The organism is Paenibacillus sp. 2003 (assembly GCF_031455635.1).
Lineage (GTDB): Bacteria > Bacillota > Bacilli > Paenibacillales > Paenibacillaceae > Paenibacillus > Paenibacillus amylolyticus_B.
The window spans coordinates 68996-88294 of sequence record NZ_JAVDTB010000012.1 but is presented as its reverse complement, the minus strand read 5'-3'; the positions used below and the strand labels follow the sequence as shown (position 1 = coordinate 88294).

General features: G+C 45.0%; 16 protein-coding genes. 6 read left to right on the top strand and 10 right to left on the bottom strand.

The genetic code is table 11. The features are described 5' to 3' along the window. Positions 1 to 10: 10 nt before the first annotated feature. The 4 genes from J2X75_RS28175 to J2X75_RS28160 form a co-directional block, all read right to left on the bottom strand. Positions 11 to 1813 (bottom strand): cache domain-containing sensor histidine kinase, encoded by a 1803-nt coding sequence (locus J2X75_RS28175; RefSeq protein ID WP_310342612.1) that lies wholly within the window; start codon positions 1811 to 1813, stop codon positions 11 to 13. Positions 1814 to 2011: 198 nt separating this feature from the next. After that, positions 2012 to 2860, bottom strand: a complete 849-nt coding sequence (locus tag J2X75_RS28170) for a GNAT family N-acetyltransferase (protein ID WP_310342610.1) — start codon at positions 2858 to 2860, stop codon at positions 2012 to 2014. A 210-nt stretch (positions 2861 to 3070) separates the two neighbouring features. Beyond that, a complete protein-coding gene (gene gnpA / locus J2X75_RS28165) occupies positions 3071 to 5251 on the bottom strand; it encodes a 1,3-beta-galactosyl-N-acetylhexosamine phosphorylase (protein WP_310342607.1) in 2181 nt (726 codons plus the stop codon). 13 nt (positions 5252 to 5264) lie between these two features. Continuing rightward, positions 5265 to 6284: a glycoside hydrolase family 88/105 protein gene (locus J2X75_RS28160; protein WP_310342604.1), complete on the bottom strand. Its 1020-nt coding sequence runs from the start codon at positions 6282 to 6284 to the stop codon at positions 5265 to 5267. 171 nt (positions 6285 to 6455) lie between these two features. Here J2X75_RS28160 and J2X75_RS28155 point away from each other — a divergent pair, with 171 nt between their 5' ends. Further along, positions 6456 to 7403 carry an AraC family transcriptional regulator gene (locus tag J2X75_RS28155; protein ID WP_310342601.1) on the top strand — a complete coding sequence of 316 codons (948 nt, stop codon included), beginning with the start codon at positions 6456 to 6458 and terminating at the stop codon, positions 7401 to 7403. A gap of 222 nt (positions 7404 to 7625) precedes the next feature. On the opposite strand, the gene J2X75_RS28150 is transcribed toward J2X75_RS28155, so the two are convergent. Together J2X75_RS28150 and J2X75_RS28145 are read right to left on the bottom strand one after the other, a co-directional pair. After that, the gene (locus J2X75_RS28150; RefSeq protein ID WP_307539860.1) at positions 7626 to 8798 is read right to left on the bottom strand and encodes a DUF4317 domain-containing protein; all 1173 of its coding nucleotides are present in this window, start codon (positions 8796 to 8798) and stop codon (positions 7626 to 7628) included. 222 nt (positions 8799 to 9020) lie between these two features. Next, the gene (locus tag J2X75_RS28145) at positions 9021 to 9728 is read right to left on the bottom strand and encodes a DNA alkylation repair protein (protein ID WP_310342597.1); all 708 of its coding nucleotides are present in this window, start codon (positions 9726 to 9728) and stop codon (positions 9021 to 9023) included. A 516-nt stretch (positions 9729 to 10244) separates the two neighbouring features. Between J2X75_RS28145 and J2X75_RS28140 the strand changes: the two genes are divergently transcribed. Both J2X75_RS28140 and J2X75_RS28135 read left to right on the top strand, forming a co-directional pair. Then, the gene (locus J2X75_RS28140) at positions 10245 to 11408 is read left to right on the top strand and encodes a glycoside hydrolase family 27 protein (RefSeq protein WP_310342594.1); all 1164 of its coding nucleotides are present in this window, start codon (positions 10245 to 10247) and stop codon (positions 11406 to 11408) included. Continuing rightward, the gene (locus tag J2X75_RS28135) at positions 11409 to 11612 is read left to right on the top strand and encodes a hypothetical protein (RefSeq protein ID WP_074093540.1); all 204 of its coding nucleotides are present in this window, start codon (positions 11409 to 11411) and stop codon (positions 11610 to 11612) included. It abuts the gene before it with no gap. Between the two features lie 2 nt (positions 11613 to 11614). On the opposite strand, the gene J2X75_RS28130 is transcribed toward J2X75_RS28135, so the two are convergent. Then, positions 11615 to 12424 (bottom strand): helix-turn-helix domain-containing protein, encoded by an 810-nt coding sequence (locus tag J2X75_RS28130; RefSeq protein WP_310342588.1) that lies wholly within the window; start codon positions 12422 to 12424, stop codon positions 11615 to 11617. An 81-nt stretch (positions 12425 to 12505) separates the two neighbouring features. Between J2X75_RS28130 and J2X75_RS28125 the strand changes: the two genes are divergently transcribed. Further along, entirely contained in the window at positions 12506 to 14041 is a 1536-nt protein-coding gene (locus J2X75_RS28125) for a carboxylesterase/lipase family protein (RefSeq protein ID WP_310342584.1), read from the top strand. A 201-nt stretch (positions 14042 to 14242) separates the two neighbouring features. Here the strand turns inward: J2X75_RS28125 and J2X75_RS28120 are convergent, their stop codons facing one another. Next, the gene (locus J2X75_RS28120; RefSeq protein WP_310342581.1) at positions 14243 to 15586 is read right to left on the bottom strand and encodes a HAMP domain-containing sensor histidine kinase; all 1344 of its coding nucleotides are present in this window, start codon (positions 15584 to 15586) and stop codon (positions 14243 to 14245) included. Further along, complete coding sequence (locus J2X75_RS28115) at positions 15579 to 16271, bottom strand: response regulator transcription factor (RefSeq protein ID WP_307539876.1); 693 nt, start codon at positions 16269 to 16271, stop codon at positions 15579 to 15581. The genes J2X75_RS28120 and J2X75_RS28115 overlap by 8 nt, the downstream gene beginning before the upstream one ends. 159 nt (positions 16272 to 16430) lie before the next feature. Here J2X75_RS28115 and J2X75_RS28110 point away from each other — a divergent pair, with 159 nt between their 5' ends. Together J2X75_RS28110 and J2X75_RS28105 are read left to right on the top strand one after the other, a co-directional pair. Beyond that, on the top strand, positions 16431 to 17198 hold the full coding sequence (locus J2X75_RS28110; RefSeq protein WP_091019743.1) for a TVP38/TMEM64 family protein: 768 nt from the start codon (positions 16431 to 16433) through the stop codon (positions 17196 to 17198). Between the two features lie 41 nt (positions 17199 to 17239). Next, the gene (locus J2X75_RS28105) at positions 17240 to 17815 is read left to right on the top strand and encodes a GNAT family N-acetyltransferase (RefSeq protein ID WP_310342576.1); all 576 of its coding nucleotides are present in this window, start codon (positions 17240 to 17242) and stop codon (positions 17813 to 17815) included. A 200-nt stretch (positions 17816 to 18015) separates the two neighbouring features. On the opposite strand, the gene J2X75_RS28100 is transcribed toward J2X75_RS28105, so the two are convergent. Then, positions 18016 to 19182, bottom strand: coding sequence for a cobalamin-independent methionine synthase II family protein (locus tag J2X75_RS28100; RefSeq protein ID WP_310342573.1), 1167 nt, complete (start codon positions 19180 to 19182; stop codon positions 18016 to 18018). Positions 19183 to 19299: the final 117 nt, after the last annotated feature.

Below are 19299 nucleotides of genomic sequence, written 5' to 3'. Positions count from 1 at the left end.
TCCTCGCTCCTTATTCTTGGGATGCCTGCATAAGAGGAATTTGAATGCCAATCGTTGTTCCCTTCCCCTTTTCACTGAATATGTGCACCTGAACGAAATCATCAAAATACATCCGAAGCCGAATATATGCATTCATCATACCAATGCTGCTAAGCTCGCTCATCCGATCCATACTCGGATCTTGCACCATTTTGCGGAGCGAGGCCAGCTTGTCCTGATCCATACCAACTCCGGTATCTCGAATGGAAATGTACAGTTCATTACTTCGAATTTCGAATAATACCTCCACGACCCCATCATTCGACGTCCCCTCAATGCCGTGGATACAAGCATTCTCCACAAAGGTGAGAACGGTTAGTTTAGGTATCATCATGGCAGCAATGGATTCGTCTGTGATCCGGATTGCAAATTGCAGCTTTTCACCAAAGCGATACTGCTGGATACTCAGATAACTCTCCACAAAATTGATTTCCTCTGCGATTGTAATCAGATCATCGCCCCAATTGATCGTCTGACGTAACAGCAGTGCCAGTCTATGAATGACATCGGAGGTTTCAAGTTCGTCCTTGATCAAACTCCTCATACGGATCGTTTCAAGCGTGTTGAACATGAAATGGGGATTCACCTGACTCTGAAGGGCTTTCAGCTCCGCCTGCTTCTTGGAGAGCTCAAGGGCTTGCCGCTCCACCTGACCCTTAAACACAATCTCAATCAGGTTCTTGATCTTAATGACCATCATATTATAACTATGGGTCAGGCTGCCGATCTCGTCTTTGCCCACAGGTCCCGATATCACCTCAAATTTCTCATGCTTCACTTGATCCAGGTGCTTTGCTATCCGATCAACTCTGATGACCAGTGATCTGGATATCAACCAGATTAGCAGTGTCGGCACCAACAGATTAAGAATGATTAGTAAAGTCAAATTAAGCTTGGAATTAACAATCTCCGACAGAACGTCCAATTTCTCCGTGCTGACGACAATCTGCCAATCCTCGGATACGACGGGAATCGATTGCATGGATTGAACAGGGTCAATTGGACTGTTTGCAATCAGATTAAATGGCTTGCGCATCTGATTCATTTTTGAATCGTTCGAGAAAATGACCCTGCCATCCGAAACGACATACACCTTCCCATTTGCTCCCTCATTTTTAAGCGATTTGTTAATGAAAGCGTAGTCCAGATCAACCTTTAACACCTTTTCAACCTGCTGCTCCCCAAAGTAATCCAGCTTACGAATAATGCTTACTTTGCGTCCTCCCTGACTTTGCGACATCTCCGCCTGCTGTTTGTCAAAATACGAATAGATCATGATATGGTCACTCGTGTTCATCAGCGCCTGATACCAATCACTTTTCTTCACCTCATCATCCAGCTTAATAAAGTTTCCTCCATTGACGAAGGTATCATTGCCAACATAAAACGTAATTTGATTCACCTGCTGGTAGCTGTAATAGTACCTGACCAGATTGTTGTTGCTAAGCATATCATAGTAGGCAGAGTAATAGTCTTCCTGATCGCGATACTTGAACTCCATGAACCGGTTCAGCGTTCCATCGGTATAGAGAAAATTGGACACATACAAGCTATTGTCTATACTGTTCCGCAGGTTGAACTTGATCCTTTGCTGCATTTCATTGAATCGGCTATGCTCCTTCTCTTCAATGTTACCTTTGATGCTTTGGTAAAACACGGTATTTGTGACCAGGACCGGGACCAGCACACAAAAAATGAACAATATGTACAACTTGGTTTTGAGACTCCAATCATCCAGAAACTGAATACGCTTACAGTATGTCTTTCGGCTCATGTTATGTCTTTGTCTCCTCTAACCATGTCATATATCAACATTATTATAACGAGTACAGGATGGGTTGGATACTGTAATCCAGGATTTCCGGGAAGCCTTTAATCAACCTCCCGTTCAACTGGCCCAACAAGACAGACACTAACACCAACATATTTTCGTATGAACCGGATCTGATCTTAAGTCGAAACGACGATCACGTTATAATTTCAAGAGCATTTCGTACTGGCCCACATGATATGCAAAACCTGATTTGACCAGGAGGAAATCTTGCATCGGTTTCAGATGAGACTCCACATTGAGGACACTGATTCTAGGCGATTCTGTGCGTTGGACCATCTCTGTCAGGATGCTGCTTGCAATACCTTTACCCCGATAATTTTGGTTCACTGCAAGCTGTGGAACATCACCTTTTTTTTGATCTATAATGCCATAGCCAACAATTTTGTGATCCTGACGTGCAACGACATAGATAAAAGCTTCCGGTACAGCGTAGATGGAATCAATTGAATTTTGCCAGGAGGGCTCCACATCCCAAAATTCCTTAAACTGCTCCAAATCGATTCTCTCCACACATTCCACCGTGCAGGTCGTTTGCGGTATGAATTGATCTTTTTGCAACTGGAAACATGAAAATTCCCTTTGAATTTTGAAGTTTTGTTTACTGTACAGCTGAACTGCAGATTCGTTGGATTGGATGACTTCCAGCAAATATTGCTCTACATTTTTTTCTTTTAACAGCTTTTGAATATTTAAGAGCAGATCGCTTGTAATGCCTTGCCGTCTGCAATCTTTTACAACGCCTGTCCCAAGGTCATATGCAGTTGTCTTTCCATTCCAGCTTCGAAGTCCATTAATAACAAATCCGACCATTCTCTCATCCTTAAAGGCTCCCATAGATATTTCGGAGTGATAACCCCTTCGTTGGAGCATTTGTTGAAACTTCCAAAAAGGCAAATCCATTTTAACCTGGTAGTCGGAGAACGCATCCACAAACGCCTCGTGAAGTGTTTCCATGCTTATCTTGTCCAACATTTTATAACTGTACATTAGGGCATTCTCTCCTTTCAAAAGATGAAAACAATAATATATTAGGGCTCATGATCCCTATCCTTATTTAAATATTCTACTAAATAGTGTTAACACTATACAGTAATATCCGTACTATAAAATCTTCTTCCTTCGGAGTTTTCAGACACGCCCTAATAACTAAAATAGACCGCTCCCTAGTTAAGGGATACGGTCTATCGAGTCATCATTCTATGGGGATACCGATTTTGTTAAACCTATTTTGGTGATCACCGTATCATACGGGTCCAATTCCATGGTCTGTTTTCCATGCTCTGTACTGATCGTCGTGGACTGAACCTGATCGCTATTATTGATCACAACCAATATGTTGCTCTCAGGGTAGTAGGCGCACTCGGTGTACAAGTTATCCGTGATGTACTTTGTTTCATGGAATTCATTGCCCGCAAATCGAATCAAATTCAGAAGTAGTCTTGTATTTTCCCAGCTGAATTCGAAGGAAGGTAAATAGATCCCTTTTCCTTTTCCAAAAGCATGTGTGGACAGTGTGATTCGACCATCCGTTTCACTCACTACAGCTGCTAATCCATCAGTAAGATAAATGTTCTTTTTCGGAAGTATGCTGGCTCCCTCAGGCACCAAACCATACTCATCATTAACCTCATACGACCATTTTCCATGGACAACTCTGGCGCCTGTATCCTCATCCACTCCAAGCACATGCGCCATTCTAAAATAGCTGTCGTACCCGTCCATTGCGGAAGGCTGGTTAATGCCAATAAAGGTACCACCCTCATACACCCATTGGGTCAATATGTCCACAGACTTGTGGTCACTCCAATGCTCTCCACCGCTCCATGCTGAACCTGCAGAGCCGGCATTGATGACGACATCTACATCCTTCAATGCCCCCTGTTGAATATCATCAAAATCAATAAACTGCACGTCAACAGGCAACCCGGCTAATGCCTCATTCACATGAATCAGATCATGCATATGTGTTTCATGAAAATGACCAGACAAGGTCCACGATCTTAACTTGCCCCAGCTATGCAGCACGGCTACCTTTGTTTTGATCTGATAAGGCTTTCCAGCCTGATGCAGCTCTTTCATTTCCCTGAATTCATGGGCAATCTTCTCGATATAATCCACAAAGTCCGGGTAAGGCTCAACCAGATGCAAATATCCACCCAATCCAATCCGGTCAATCGACTCACGCAGCAGCGCACGCCGGATATTAATCCAGTATTTCTTCGCATCCAGGGTAGGGTCTCCTCCCTCCTTAAAGGTAGGAAGCCCGCCTAAGCCAACTGGAAACAAGTAGGGATGCAAGCGAATCTCATGGGTATCAGCCTTAACGCCTGAGCACATTCTAGCCTCATAACCGGAGAACACACATTTGATCATGCCGTCGAATCCAAACTCCTCAAAGCGTTCATTGTACGGCTCCATTCCCACCCAGCTGTCATCATAGAAGACATACGCCAGCTTGTTATGTTTGTGCACAATATCAATTAATTTCTTGCCGAATTCAATGACAAAATCATTGATAAATGCCATCCAGTCCAGTTTGCGCTGATCCGCAGGCATATGAGTGACCTGATATTTACCGCCATTTACAAAGTCCTCGGCTGAGAGTGAATACCCAAATTTCTGAGCAAACAGATCCAGTGCTCTCGAACTTACCGTGAAATCGTATGAACCCCAATCCGAGAACAGATGGCGGTTCCGCTCATCACTGCCCCAGATCCAGGCGAAGTTATAAAATAGGGACGTAAAACGTACAACGGTTGTTTCCGGGTGTTCCTGGCACCACTTTTCCATCCAATCCAGCAGATAGGTTTGTGTCTCCGTATAGATCGGGTCAATCTGCATCAGATGCTCTTTATCCCAATTATTCGTCGTATGATTGTACATGGAGATTTCTTCCCAGATCCGATAGACCATGAAACTCACCGTGTATTTATGCCAAGGAGCAACACCGGTAATGACAACATTGCCAGATTCCCTTTCATAATTCCATTGTCCTCTAGGTACCTCTTCCCCAGTCGTTCGATCATAAACTTGCCAATATTTAAACGCTTCTTTGGAATCATTCACCCTGAATTGTTCAGCGAAGAAGTCCTCCATCAGATAGATGGATACATAATCTTGCACAGCGACCTTAGGATTCGTAATGAGAAAACATTGCTGCAGTTTATCCAGATTACGGGATGCCCACTCATTATGATCCCGAATAATGCAAATGGTTGAATAGATGCCGTATCCGGCATTGATAATCTCATCGGACAACTTTGTACCGTCACTGTCACGGATCACATCGGCACCCCAGCGATCGGCAAGTTCCAGCGTCAGTGCCTCATAACCGGATTCTCCCGGTAGTGTAAAGGAGCCTTTGGTTGGTTTGAACAATGTGGTTCCCTCCCTATCTCAACATATCGGACAGAAAAGCGAGTGCCAGGCCCTGACCCCAGCCCTGAATCCAGTCTTTTGGAATATTGCGATAGCCATCCCGATCCTTCATCACCGCCGTACCGCCAGATACACCAAGCACGCGTCCATCTTCGCTTATGTTGTTCAGGATACCTTCCAGTGCCTTTTGCACGTATTTGGTATGCAGTGGATTGCCGTTATTGATCATGGCTGCTGCAATACCCGCGGAAGCCGATACTTCTTCATACGAATCTTCGTCATCCAAAACCGTACGCCACAAGCCATTCTCGGTCTGCACCAGCTTGAGAGCCGCCAACTGATCGCGAAGTGCACATTCTACATCCATACACTGCGGATACAGATACCAGTCTTTCAGTTGCGGTTTCACTTGAGACATTGTATAGGCGCCCCAAGCGTTCGCTCTCCCCCAGTAAAATCCGGACATGTGGTCCTTGTTGATATGGTTATAACCGTGATACCACAGACTGCTGCTCGGATCTTGCAGGTATTTGATATGCCAGTAATACTGATTCAGCGCATCCTGAATCATGGCTTCATCTTTTAATTTGCTACCTACACGGAGCAGGAAAAATGCCGCCATAAACAAGGTATCCGCCCAAGCCTGTTCCGGAAAATCATTGGAGACGGATACCGTATGCTGAAGCACGTTGTCTCCAAAGCGAAGCGCATGATTCTGGAGATAATCGACTTTGCTGAGAACAATATCCCAATATTTCTGATCTCCGGTTTCTTCATATAAAGTGATGAGCACATGACCCATGGCACATGTATTTACCGTCCAACTTGGCAGACCCAGCTCGATATATTCGTCTGCCCATTTCACCAGCCTGTCCAGAATCTCTTGGTTGCCTGTCGTTTGATAGGCTCTGGATACACCATAATAAGCCACCCCGCCTGGCCAATCCCATGTCAGATCCATATCCAGTGTTTTCTTGGTAACGTTCTCGATTACGTGTAGAATCTGTTCCCGGTCATATTTCACTTGAAGCATTGTTATTCCCCTCTCCCTGCGCACACGCCCCCAAGTGCGTCCTGAGAGGTGTCCGTCCATTTTTGTAAACGCTTTACTTATTCCATTGTACGCAGTAAAATAGTCTCATTCTAAGCATATTCATAACAAAACTGCGCAATTTCAATCATTTATACATAGGAGTCCTCGAAAATGCCCAAACCGAAGAAACCTGTCATTGAATATCGTCACTACAGTCTGCCCATTGATTTCCCTGTCCTGTTACTCAGTGGAGACCGCTGGAGAATATCCGATATCAAGAGTGAGCATCTTCATTTCCATAACCACATGGAGATTGGCATCTGTTATTCCGATGGAGGAATCATGGAGATTAAAGGAGAATCTGTGCCTTTTCGGGCAGGCGATGTCACGTTCATTCCCCGCTATCTTCCGCATACCACGTACAGTTCACCTAATAACGCCAGCCTGTGGGCTTATATCTTTTTTTCACCGGAAGAACTCTTCCGCCATTCGCTCAAAACAGCACAAACTCACATTGAACCGAATTTATGGGCGATTCAGGGAACCAATTGCATTCTGAATAAGGAACAGCATCCCAAAATTCACACACTCGCAACATCAGCGGTAGAAGAGATAAAGCAGCAGTCTCCCTATTATCGGGAGAGCGCGTACGGCTTGTTGATGTCTCTATATATCGAACTGCTTCGAATTCATGCGAGCAGCGAGCGCTTGTCATCTCAGGATCAGGAACGGGAACGAGACCTCCAAGGTGACTTGGTCATCTCACCGGTGCTGGAGTTTATCACCAAAAACTATATGATGCCTGTGACCATCGATTACCTCGCTGAACTGTGTCATCTGAGTACAACGCATTTTCGCCGCAAGTTCCATGAAATTATGGGAACCACGCCGCTTGATTTTCTGAACAGTACCCGGATTGAAGAGGCATGCAAACGATTAAAAAGCACCGAGGCGTCCATTCTATCAATCTCCGAGCAAGTTGGCTTCCGATCCATCTCCAGCTTTAACCGCTGCTTCGCCAAACTGATGGGAGAATCACCTAAAGCCTGGCGCAAAGGGGCTCAAACAGAAGCCCAGTCTGCAAAAGCGTCGATATTGGAATTCACGGGGTGGGTATGAATTTACGTGCAATGAGTCATAACCCTACTCATAAAAAAAGGTAAAAAAAAGCCCGAAAGTCGTGATGGATTGCACCCCCTAGAATTTCATCGGTTAAACCCAGGGGGTTTTCCAATGTCTATTCTAAGGGGGCAATCCACCTTAGGCTTGGGCTTTTTTTAAAAATAGATGGCCGTTCCACGCGACCCTTATACTGATACTTATTTATTTATCACAAATCGTCTAAAGCGTCTCCGTAGTGAGCGTAAACCCTTCAATCACAACATCTTCGTCCACTTCAATCATGATGCAACGTCTGCCTTGATAATTCACCTGTTTCACATATCTCAGGTCTTGCGGGCTAACCGAAATTGTAGCAACCTTGGTCTCGATCTTAATGGACTTGGACGTAAACTTCGGCATAACACTGGTCGCCTTCATCTCATAGTTCTTGTTGTCAACGATCGTTTCGAAGGCACGTTCTACTTTCTCCGTTGTCAGATCCTCTATACCGCTTGCAGTCAGTACACGTTCCAGATCTTTATAATCCAGCTTCGGAGGTTCTTCCTCATGGGACTCTTCGTTAATCTCGATGACTCGGTTAATCTCCTCATATACATGTGCAATGGTGGCTGAATCGAGCTGTTCACCGGCCACTTCCTTCACGATATCTTCGAAGATCGCCCGTTCTTCCAGTGCGGTTACGGATCTTTCTCCATTTAATACATTTTCAACAAAATGCGGATCCGGGAAATTGGATTTCCCTGTACAATATAGAACACGATTCACATCGGAGTAGTTGTCCGTTACGCTAGGGTACAGGAATCCTTGCTCTGGCGTGCTTAATTTGATAATCGGATCGACAATAATGTTGTATTTGAATTCTCTCTCCACGTAATCAAACAAGAGTGTTTTCCGCTGCTTCTCCGTGGAATTTACGCTGCACAGAATGAACGGATGGGCGAACACCTCATTCTTCTCACTCTCTTCCGTGGCTTCGTTTCTAGCCTTGGTCGGCAGATAATACTGTCCACGCACAAACGTAGCTACCATGTCCCGCTCAAACTTCGTATCCACCAACATTCGATCCACGAGCAGCAGCATCAGATCCTGCCATTCATCCGGATCACCTGTTACCAGAGCCTGGTGAAGCAGTACCTGTGCCGGGTCCTCCGCCGCTTCCTGGAACTTCAACTCAAACAACTTCTGATCCAAATCACCTGTCAGCAATTTTTTGAAATTGCCCATGTACAGCTCCTGCTTCTCTCTGTCCACCAGTTCGAACGGATGACGCTCCCAGTGATAGACCTCGTTGGTTTCCTTCGTAATATACACGTTGAGGATATCGTAAATATTCAGTAGATCGTGATCGAGTTTAAACTGCTTGCGTATATGCGCGACTTCTTTTTTATTCATATTGGATTCGGCAACTCCTTAGATATGTTTCTGGCTTTATTAGTATAAAGGATCGACAGAAAATTTGTTGACTAACTTGTAGCTTGACGGTTACTAGATTTCAGTTACCCAAGTACGTGATATTCATAACAACACAAAAAGGGAGACACTCTCTACATTCATACGAGCACCTCCTGCATGTGTTAAATCTCCTGATGTTCTAGTCTATTACAGTGATTGCGATTAACATCTTACATATTTGCGCTTGAAGCCCGTCCGCCCTTTTTCCACTGCCTTTTGGATATTCTCGGAGGCATTCAGAAGCTTGCTCTTTGGCATATCCTTGTTCACTTCGACAGGTCCCACGGCCTTGGCCGTCTCTACCGCCTGATCGTGTAACGGTTGATAGGATGTTGCAACGGTATACAGGAAGTTGTTCATCGAATATTTCGTTCGTTCCGGAGATTCATGAATCGTCTTTTTCACCTGTTCCAGCATCTCCGTTAGTTTATTCTCAGAAAACTCAGCATCCTTTCGACTGCCGAGCAACCAACAGTAACAGCTCCATCCTGCTGACATTTTCAGCTCATCTCCGCTCGCGATCCACTTATCCGAAACTTCTTGAGCAATAGCCGTCTCTGCCAATGTGACGGCTACGATGAAGTCAGAGATCATGTAAAAATAAGCAGCGTCAATCCAACGGTCAAAATCAGCTTCCGTCATTGCTTGAGGATCGGCAATCACGCCCGCAAAGTACATCGCATCATAATTCCCCGTTGCATATAGTTGCTCCGCCAAAGGTTGATCCTTTTTGATCCGCTTCGCCATTGGTTTCATCGCACCGGTTGCCACGCCAAATAACGGTTCATGCGCACCATTGGAGATATAGATTTTTTTCGTTCGTTCTTTGCCCAGCGCTTCTAGCTCCTGCATCACTTCATTTAGATTCATTTGGCAACACTCCCAATCTTATAAATTATATATCTGATCATATCAAACAGACACTTATGTTTAACGAAAAACCGATGCAAAATCGTACATTATCCAATTCGAACTATTCTGCCATATGCAAAATCATTCCGGCGAGATTATTACCATTCATATGAGGGATTCCCTACTGGGGTATTTTTCCTAAAAGAACTGAATACTATTCAAATTTCCCTGTTGCTCTGACAACCTGTTGGAGCACTATCACCGATCATAACATCTATACTATTGTTTCGCACAGATCCCTGAAAAGATAGATATAACTTCTTCGCAGACAGACATTTTTCCTTTCTTATGCTTCTACTGGCAACTTCTAAATACCTGCCGAGAGCCTGATTGGAAGAGCTGATTCCCCCAGCACAAGCGGAGCAACATATGTCCATGTCCAAGCAACGTTAAGCTATGGCAGGATACGTCGCTCATCGTTTATGTTCAGTTTAGTGTTGTTAACCAAACCGAGATGAGGAAGGATGCGAGAGCATGAGCAACAATCAAGTGTTAGGCTTTGCCCCTGCCCTGGGCTGGAATTCGTGGAATACCTTTACGTGGGATATTAACGAACAATTAATTCGGGATGTCGCTGATGTGTTTGTATCGGAAGGTTATCTGGCCGCTGGTTACGAGTATATTGTCATTGATGATTGCTGGAGCCTGAAGGAACGTGATGCGAGCGGTAATCTAGTGGCGGACCCGGAGAAATTCCCGAGTGGAATGAGAGCGCTTTCTGATTATATTCATAGCAAAGGACTAAAGTTCGGAATGTATTCATGCGTAGGTACGCATACATGTGCCGGGTATCCAGGCAGCTTTGAGCATGAATTCCAGGATGCTGCCCTTTTTGCCGAATGGGGCGTTGATTATTTGAAGTATGATTACTGCTTCAAGCCGCGCCATATCTCAGGAGAGCTGCTGTACAAACGGATGAGCCTTGCGCTCAAAAACTGCGGACGCGATATCCTGTTCTCCGCCTGCAACTGGGGGGCCGACGATGTATACGATTGGATTCGGGAATCGGGCGCTCATATGTACCGCTCTACCGGGGATATCCGCGACAATTGGGATTCAGTGAAGGAACTTGCCCTGTCCCAATTGGGAAAACAAAGCTACACCGGCTCCTTCTGCCATAACGACATGGATATGCTGATTGTAGGTATGTATGGTGGAAGCAACAATGATTATATTGGCAGCATCGGCGGATGCAACGACATCGAATATAAAACCCACTTCTCACTCTGGTCCATGATGGGTTCCCCATTAATGATCGGATGCGACGTGCGCAAAGCCAACCAGATCACAAAGGATATTCTCCTGAATCCTGACCTGATCGCTATCAATCAGGATGTAGAAGCGCGCGGAGCTTACCGCATTAAACCAGAGCCGCAATGGTTTCACACAGACGATGTATTTATGCTGGTGAAGGTTCTCACAGATGGAGATCTAGCTATTGGTTTCTTCAACCTGAGTGACAGCCAGCGGGAATTGTCTTTGCAATTTTGGGATATGGGTCTGCCTTACGCTGCCGGTTATGCCCTGTCCCTGTATGACTGCTGGGAACATAAAGAGCTTGGCGTATTCCGTGAACGCTTCGCTCCCGTTGTCGCAGCACATGACTGTTTAGTTGTGCGTGCCAAACTGGTGAAATAGATGGCTCAACATCGCCTGTGCACCTCGTGTCAGGTCCCGCTCTCTTCAGACGATGTGGGCATCTACCTCAAATTGATCTCGCGCTCTGCCCAGCAATTTCTGTGCATCGATTGTATAGGAGTGAAGTTGAACTGTGGACGCGAGCCTATTGAGAAGCTGATCCGTTATTTCCGAGAGTCCGGGAACTGCGCCCTGTTCCGTTAACGTTATACCTTCGTCCGGTGGAGCGTCATGTACGCCGTTGGCGTGTGTGAAGTTGCTTTCTTGAATACTTTGGAAAAATATAACGGATCATTGTATCCGACAGAATAGGCTACCGATTGAATCGGCAGGCCCGACGTTTTCAGCAGTTCACAGGCGCGCTCGATTCGACAGGATGTAATATACTCCAAAACAGACTTGCCGGTTGCTGCCTTAAACAGACGAAACAAATAACTACGCTCCAGATTAACTGCCTTTACGATCTCCGTGACGGTCAATGTTGGCTTCCAGTAGTTCTGCTCGATGTACTTTCTCGCCAGCCAGACATAATCCTTGGCGTCCACCTGCGGCTCTTTCGGATAATACTCCATATAGTAGGAGAGCAGCAGACGCAAACGTGCATCCGCCCGCAGTAATTCATAGGATGATGCACCCGCGTTCCAGGCAAGGTGGAAAAAAGGCTGCAGTGTCTCCGGTGAGATCGACACCACGGGTTGTACCTCTGAGAACTGCGTCAGCCCCAGCAACCGCACGGCATCCTCACCGCTAAACTCCACCCAGACGTACTCCCATGGATCTTGCGGGTCTGGATAATAATAAATCTCCTTTTGCGGAAATATGATAAAGCTTTCACCCGTAACTAACCGAAAAACGCGGCCCCCCGTCTCCAGCGTCCCTTGGCCACGGATAATATAGTGCAGTGCGTAAACGTCACGCACACCTGGCCCCCATTGGTGAGCGTTGGCCGGCTTGTGACCACCGCTGATAAAATACAAATTACTGGCTCTACTGCTCTCATGCCAAATCGGATTCAACCTTGATTCCCCCTTTCTAATGCCACGTTGATCAGATGTACGGTAACGCTTACACGCTAAATCCAGAGAGGAGAATGTTGTATGCTTAGAATGGTTACGGTAGAACATGGACAAGTGCAAGGACTGCCCGCGGCGGACCCGCGGATTACCAGCTTCAAGGGAATTCCTTTTGCCGCACCTCCTGTAGGTGAGAACCGCTGGCGAGCTCCGCAGCCACAGTCGAACTGGGAAGGTGTACTGCAAGCTTTTGATTTTGCCCCCATCTCCATGCAAGCCCCAACAGTCATTGATGATAACAATATCTATACTCGCGAATGGGCCGTTGATCCCGACCTGCCCATGGACGAGGATTGTCTGTATCTGAATGTCTGGACACCAGCCAAGCGCACGGACGAGAAGCTACCTGTTTTTGTCTGGTATTTTGGCGGGGGCCTGCAAGTCGGCCATACGGCCGAAATGGAATTTGATGGCGAGCGAATCGCTCGTAGAGGTATTGTCGTTGTGACAATTAATTATCGGCTGAATGCCTTTGGCTTCCTGTGCCATCCTGAGATTAGTGCCGAATCCCCCCATGCACCCGCCAACTTTGGTCATCTCGATCAGCAAGCAGGTACCCAGTGGGTCAAACGTAACATTGCCGCCTTTGGCGGTGATCCAGACCAGATCACCATCGGCGGACAGTCGGCAGGCGGAGGAAGTGTACTTAGCCAGATGACCTCTCCGCAAAATAAAGGCTTGTTCCAGCGAGCCGTCATCATGAGCGGTATAGCTACCGAGTTATACCCGAAGGTCCACGTGCCTTCTGTCCGTTCCACACTAAGGGATGCAGAGCAAGCAGGGGTTGAATTTTTCGGCTTCCTTGGCGTGTCTTCCCTGGCTGAGGCGAGACAACTGGATGCTGAACATCTCCGTGACAAAGCACTCGAATACAAAAGCTTTTGGGGAACCGTCATCGACGAACAATTCTGCGCAGGCGATCCGTTTACTCGTTTTGTTCAGCAGGAGCGCGAGGCGATACCCGTAATGCTGGGGCATACATCTTCCGAATTTTGGACCCGTCCCGCCGCAGCCAATCTGGAAGAACTGAAGCAGATGGCTGTGGAGTTGTTTGGCGAGGATGCTCCTGCCTTTTTGCAGCTATGCGAGGCTGATACCAGCCAAATCGAACATGCTTTGCAACAAGCATCGGTCCGCATGATCCAACATGCCATTCTGCTCGCCATCCGCGCGAACAGCGGTCACCCGTCTGAAACGCCTCTCTACTATTATAACTTCGACGCCGAGATTCCGGGCTGGGACCAGCCAGGCACGTTTCACTCCGTCGATCTGTGGTTCTTCTTCGAAACACTCGCCAAATGCTGGCGGCCTTTCACAGGCAAGCATTATGATCTGGCTCGCCAGATGTGTAATTATTTATCCAATTTTATTGCTACAGGTGATCCAAACGGTTCGGACTCCCCCGGAAAGCTGATGCCTCATTGGACTCCTTGTACTACGGAACAGCCGTATCTCATGGAATTTGGCGATCAGGCTCAATTACAGAAGGCTGAGCCCGGACCGATGCTCGCGTTTCTAATTGAACAATATTTCAAGAAACAGAATGAACCTGTTGTTTAAAACATGAGGCTTGCCCTCTCACGATATATGTAAGAGCCATGCTGTCGCATGGCTCTTTTTGTATAGTGTGAATGGTAGAGCGATGTTCATTCGCCCATGCCCATTAGCAAGCTTCTCCACTACAGCAGTCTAAGGTAACAACAAAATCAGACAGCCAGAGAAATCCCACGGAAGACAATCAGTATCATTTCAAGAGATACGTTATATATGAGTCTGAGTTGGTTTGTTGAAGATGACAGGTAGCGTAATCTGTAGTGAAAAGATATCTTCTTCCTGTGACACCGTCAACGTCCCGTTGTGCTGCTGAATCATTTTCTGACAACTAACGAGCCCGATTTCGTTGCTATCATTCTTTTTGCCAACACGTTTAATCTTATTCTCTACCTCAAGAATGACCCATTGTTGCTTCAAAGAAATCTGGATATGAACGGGATGCACTGGATCGGCGTATTTTCGAATATTTGAAAATATGTTATCCATTACGCGACGCATGGCGACCAGATTGATTTCCAGCAAAAACTCCTCATGATGTGCATCTGTCTGAACCTGCACATCTATATCGTCCAAAACCACTAATTGCTCATCTATGAGTTGATCGATAAGCGCTCTGCCCTCATACATTTCAAACTCTACTTCCTCTTCTTCAGCGGCAGAGGATACCGTAAAATATTCGAATAGTTTGTCCGACAGCACTTTGATCTGATAGGCCTTCTCCCGGCTATTATGAATATACTGCAACAGATCCTCATGTGTCTTATATTTGTTGAGCTCTATGATATCCATATATCCTAATAGAATCGTGAGTGGTGTTCGCAAATCATGGGAAATCGCCGTGATCAATTCACGGTTGGCCATCCTGACCCTCTCCTCGCTGCCCAGCCGCTCCACAAATGATTTCCTCATCTCATCAATACTCTGGGCCAGAGATGACAGTTCATCCTTTCCCGATATCGTAATCGAATAATCCAAATTTCCACCTTCGAGTATTTTGATCTCTTGTTCAAGCACGCCAATATAAGATGTTTTCTTATTAATCATCAGTAGAAAGGAAACAAGGAACACAATGGCCGCTATGAAAACACCAATAATCAGAATGAGGTTGTAGTATTGATACTCATAAAAGCTAACCAAGTATATCTGGGCATCCTGATCCGCAAAATGGATGGTGGTGATGGGTATTTTTGATGGCACGAATTGAGTTAACAGTTCTTCATTAATGGCAGGATCAATCTCCGTGTTGGAGGAAAATATCAATTTGTCTTTTGCAAAAATATACAGATTTAAGTAGCGCTCATGTCTTATCCAAGCAGACAGTTGCTCATGATTACGGGTTGACACGTTCTGATTATCCACAAATGCTTCGAATCGATCAAGCGCATCTTGCTGCCTGTTCTCTACAAAAGTGGATTTGCTTAAATAACTATCCAATACAGTCTCGCCAACAACTTGTAAAATAACGAGTGCACTTATGGAAATGACCAAAGAAATGACAACCGCCAGAACCAGTTTAATCTTCAGCTTTTTTCCGATTAATAATCTATTCAATTTTGTACCCCTTCCCCCAAACGGTCTTCACATATTTAGGGTTCTGCGGGTCATCCTCCAGTTTGCCTCTCAAGTTACGAATATGAACCATGACCGTGTTATTACACGTATAAAAATAGGGTTGCCCCCAAACACTCTCATATATATTTTCTGCCGAGAATACCTTTCGTCGCTTCTTAGCCAACAGCAGCAAAATCTGATATTCAATTTCAGTTAGAGCAATCTCCTTCTCCCCAACAAACACGGCTTTTGAATCCTGATGGACGGTAAGATCCTTAATGATAATTTGGTCCTTTTCTTCGGTCTTCTCCTTGCCCCGATATATATAATATCTCCGCAGTAAAGCCTTCACCCGCGAAACAAGTTCTGTATAGGAAAAGGGTTTGGACAAAAAGTCATCACTGCCTGAGGAAAAGGCCAATTGTTTGTCAGAATCCTGCGTTTTCGCTGTGAGAAACAGGATCGGTGCGCTTGTTTTTTCACGAATCTCCAGACACGCCTTCAGCCCCGATTTATTGGGCATCATCATATCCAAAATAATGAGATCCGTCTCTTCGTTCACTTTATCAATCGCATCTTGACCATCTATCGCTTCAATCACTTCATAATTCTCACTCTCTAACAAAATCCTTACAATTTCACGAATTTCACTGTTATCATCAGCAATTAGAATTTTCTTGCTCATCTGATCCCTCCGTCTAATTTCAGTATAATATGCGCTATTAGCGACTACCAGCAAATACAATCGACTTAAGAATTCTTCAGAAGTTATGTAGGTATCTCTTAATAATTTCGTCTTATACTGTAAATATGTAGAAGTTATTACACAAAGGGGTCGTCAGGAATGCCACAAACTTCGAAAAAAGTAATGATTAACATATTGTTGGGTCTGTTCATCATGTTGTCCATTGGTTTACTGGTGTATTATTCTCCTGCCATTATTAAAATCATGTCTTCCATGGACAATTTCAGAGCGTATATTCATTCAACAGGCCATTGGGGTCCGGTCATGTTTATTTTATTCCAGATTCTTCAGATCGTGGTTGCACCTATTCCAGGTGAAGTGGTACAGATTGCAGGCGGTTATATCTATGGGGTTACAATTGGGTCCTTGTATACTACAATAGGCTTGATTATAGGCTCAGCGATCGCCTTTTATTTCACCCGTTATATCGGTCGCGCCTATATTTCACGACTAATGCAAAAGAAAAATAATAAGTGGATGTCGTTAATTCATGATGAAAAGAAGTTCTCCGCTTTTTTATTTATCTTTTTCGTAATTCCCGGCTTGCCCAAAGACATGCTTGTATTTGTCGCCGCACTTACATCGATTAGTTCGTTTAGGTTCTTCACGATCCTTATCGTTGGTCGTCTGCCGTGGATCATCGCATCTACCGTTGTAGGGTCCACAATTCATATGCAACAATACACAATCGCCATTATTATTTCTGTTATCGCTGTAATCGGGTTTGTACTCGGTTATATCTATAGGGAGAAATTGGTGGGATTGTTCTCCCGGTCAGACAGTACCAAAGCCAAAGCCAAACCCAAGGCTATACCCAGTTATAGTACGAATAGGGAGTCTCGTAAAATAAAAAGAGATACAACATGAACATAGCCAATCTATTGATATGAAAACCGGAGGTATATCTTATGCAAACACTTGAAACCAATCGATTAATCCTGCGAAATTTCACCGTAACGGACGCAGCCGGACTATTGGAATACACGGCAAATCCCAGAGTGAATTGTTTTATGGATCAACGAATTTTAACATTGGAAGACGCGGAGACAGAGGTCGCAAAAAGAAGCAGTGACGATTCCCACATCGCGGTCTGCCTGAAAGACAGTAACGAGCTGATCGGTGAGCTGTTTGGTATGAGGGAAGATCGTGATTCCGATACGGATAAGGATTCGAATTCAGATACGTATAGTATTGGTTGGAATTTTAATGGCAGATATGAAGGGAAAGGGTACGCCAGTGAGAGCGCCAATGCTTTCATCGAAAATCTCTTTATGGAACAGGGAATAAGAAGACTGTACGCCTATGTCGAGGATGATAACTTCCGTTCTCAGAAACTGTGTGAGAAGCTGGGCATGCGCCGGGAAGGTCTTTTTATGGAGTTCATTTCATTTGTCAAAAATGAGGACGGCACACCGAAATACGAGAATACGTATCAATATGCTTTGTTGAAAAAGGAATGGCTGGCTCAGCGTGAATCGCAGTAATAAAGAAAGACATGCCTATGCGTCATCATTAGTTTAAAAAAGTTATAGACATGAGAACCTAACCATGTGTACGTTCCACAACAAATACGGCGGCTTCTCCCTGGATAGATTCCAGAGGAAAAGTCGCCGTTTCATTATCGTGCATAACACTATTGATCAAACATTGTGTTTATAAGGTCACAATACATTCAGCTTAAATCCTAGATCGTGCTGCCCCAATATTGCTTTGCAATCTTCTGCCCTTGATCAATCTTCGCCCATTGCTGAGCTTCGCTTAATTCATTACCGCCATCACAAGATGCAAAGCCGCATTGGTGAGACAGCAGCAGCCGATCCTTATCGATGATTTTGGAAGCTTCGTCCAGCAAACGGACAACACGTGCTTCATCATCGAGTGTACTCGTTTTGGATGACAACAGACCCAGTACAATTTCCGTTTCCGGTCTGTCCTTGAACACTTCCAGAGCTTCAATTGAACCCGCACGATCATCATCCCACTCCAGGAAGAAACGGTCATACTTCAATTGCTTCAGGAACAGATTCGCAATTTTGGCATACGATCCACCACCCATGTTGCGGGAATCATAATTGCCGCGGCAGTTATGTGTCCACATTTTCAAACCAAGGCTATGACCAAAGTCAATCACGGTATTATTAATATCAATGAATTCGGTAGCGAGACCCTTTACTTCATCTTGATTAATATTTTCCCCTGTAAAAGGAGAGTTCGGGTTGTCGTCTGCAAACAGCTCCCACAAGCAATCATCGAATTGCAGAATTTTACCGCCCACTGCAGCGAATTCCTCCACGAATTCCTTATACGCGATCACAAGACCCTCTTTGAGTTCCTGTATATTCTGATATACAGAATCCGTTCCACCAATGTTATCCGACCAGGAAAGCTCACCGAAAATATGGGAAGGAGACGGTACACAAAGTTTCGTTTGTTGCTCGCCAGCCGTGTCTTGCAGTTGTTGGAACAGTTGAATGAAATGATGGTTCTTTCCACTCAATTTATCAGTGATGCGCAGTCCAATATCTTTGCGTGTTTCATATTTCGAAGTTCCGTCCACATCTCTGAAGAAATAGCCGTGATCCGCGATGTAACGCTTCACGCCGCCAAATCCCCATACAAAGTCCAGATGCCACATCGATTTGGAAAATTCTCCATCGGTAACAACGGACAAGTTATGTTCGATTTCCTTAGCGACAACTTGTTTGATAGCCTCCGTCTCGCACTTTTCATATCCTTCGTAGTTTTCATAGAACGGATATTGGATATCATCATTATGTTCAATTTGCGTTTTATATTTCAGCAGCTCATCCGGCCGCAATAAACTTCCTACGATCTGGAACTTATCAGTCATGTAAAAAACCCCCTCGTTGTATACAATGATCATATCACGCTGAGAGCAGTTAGAAGGGATACTTAAAAACCATAACTGGTTATAGTTAAAAGCTATATCCACTTGTCAGGCAGATTT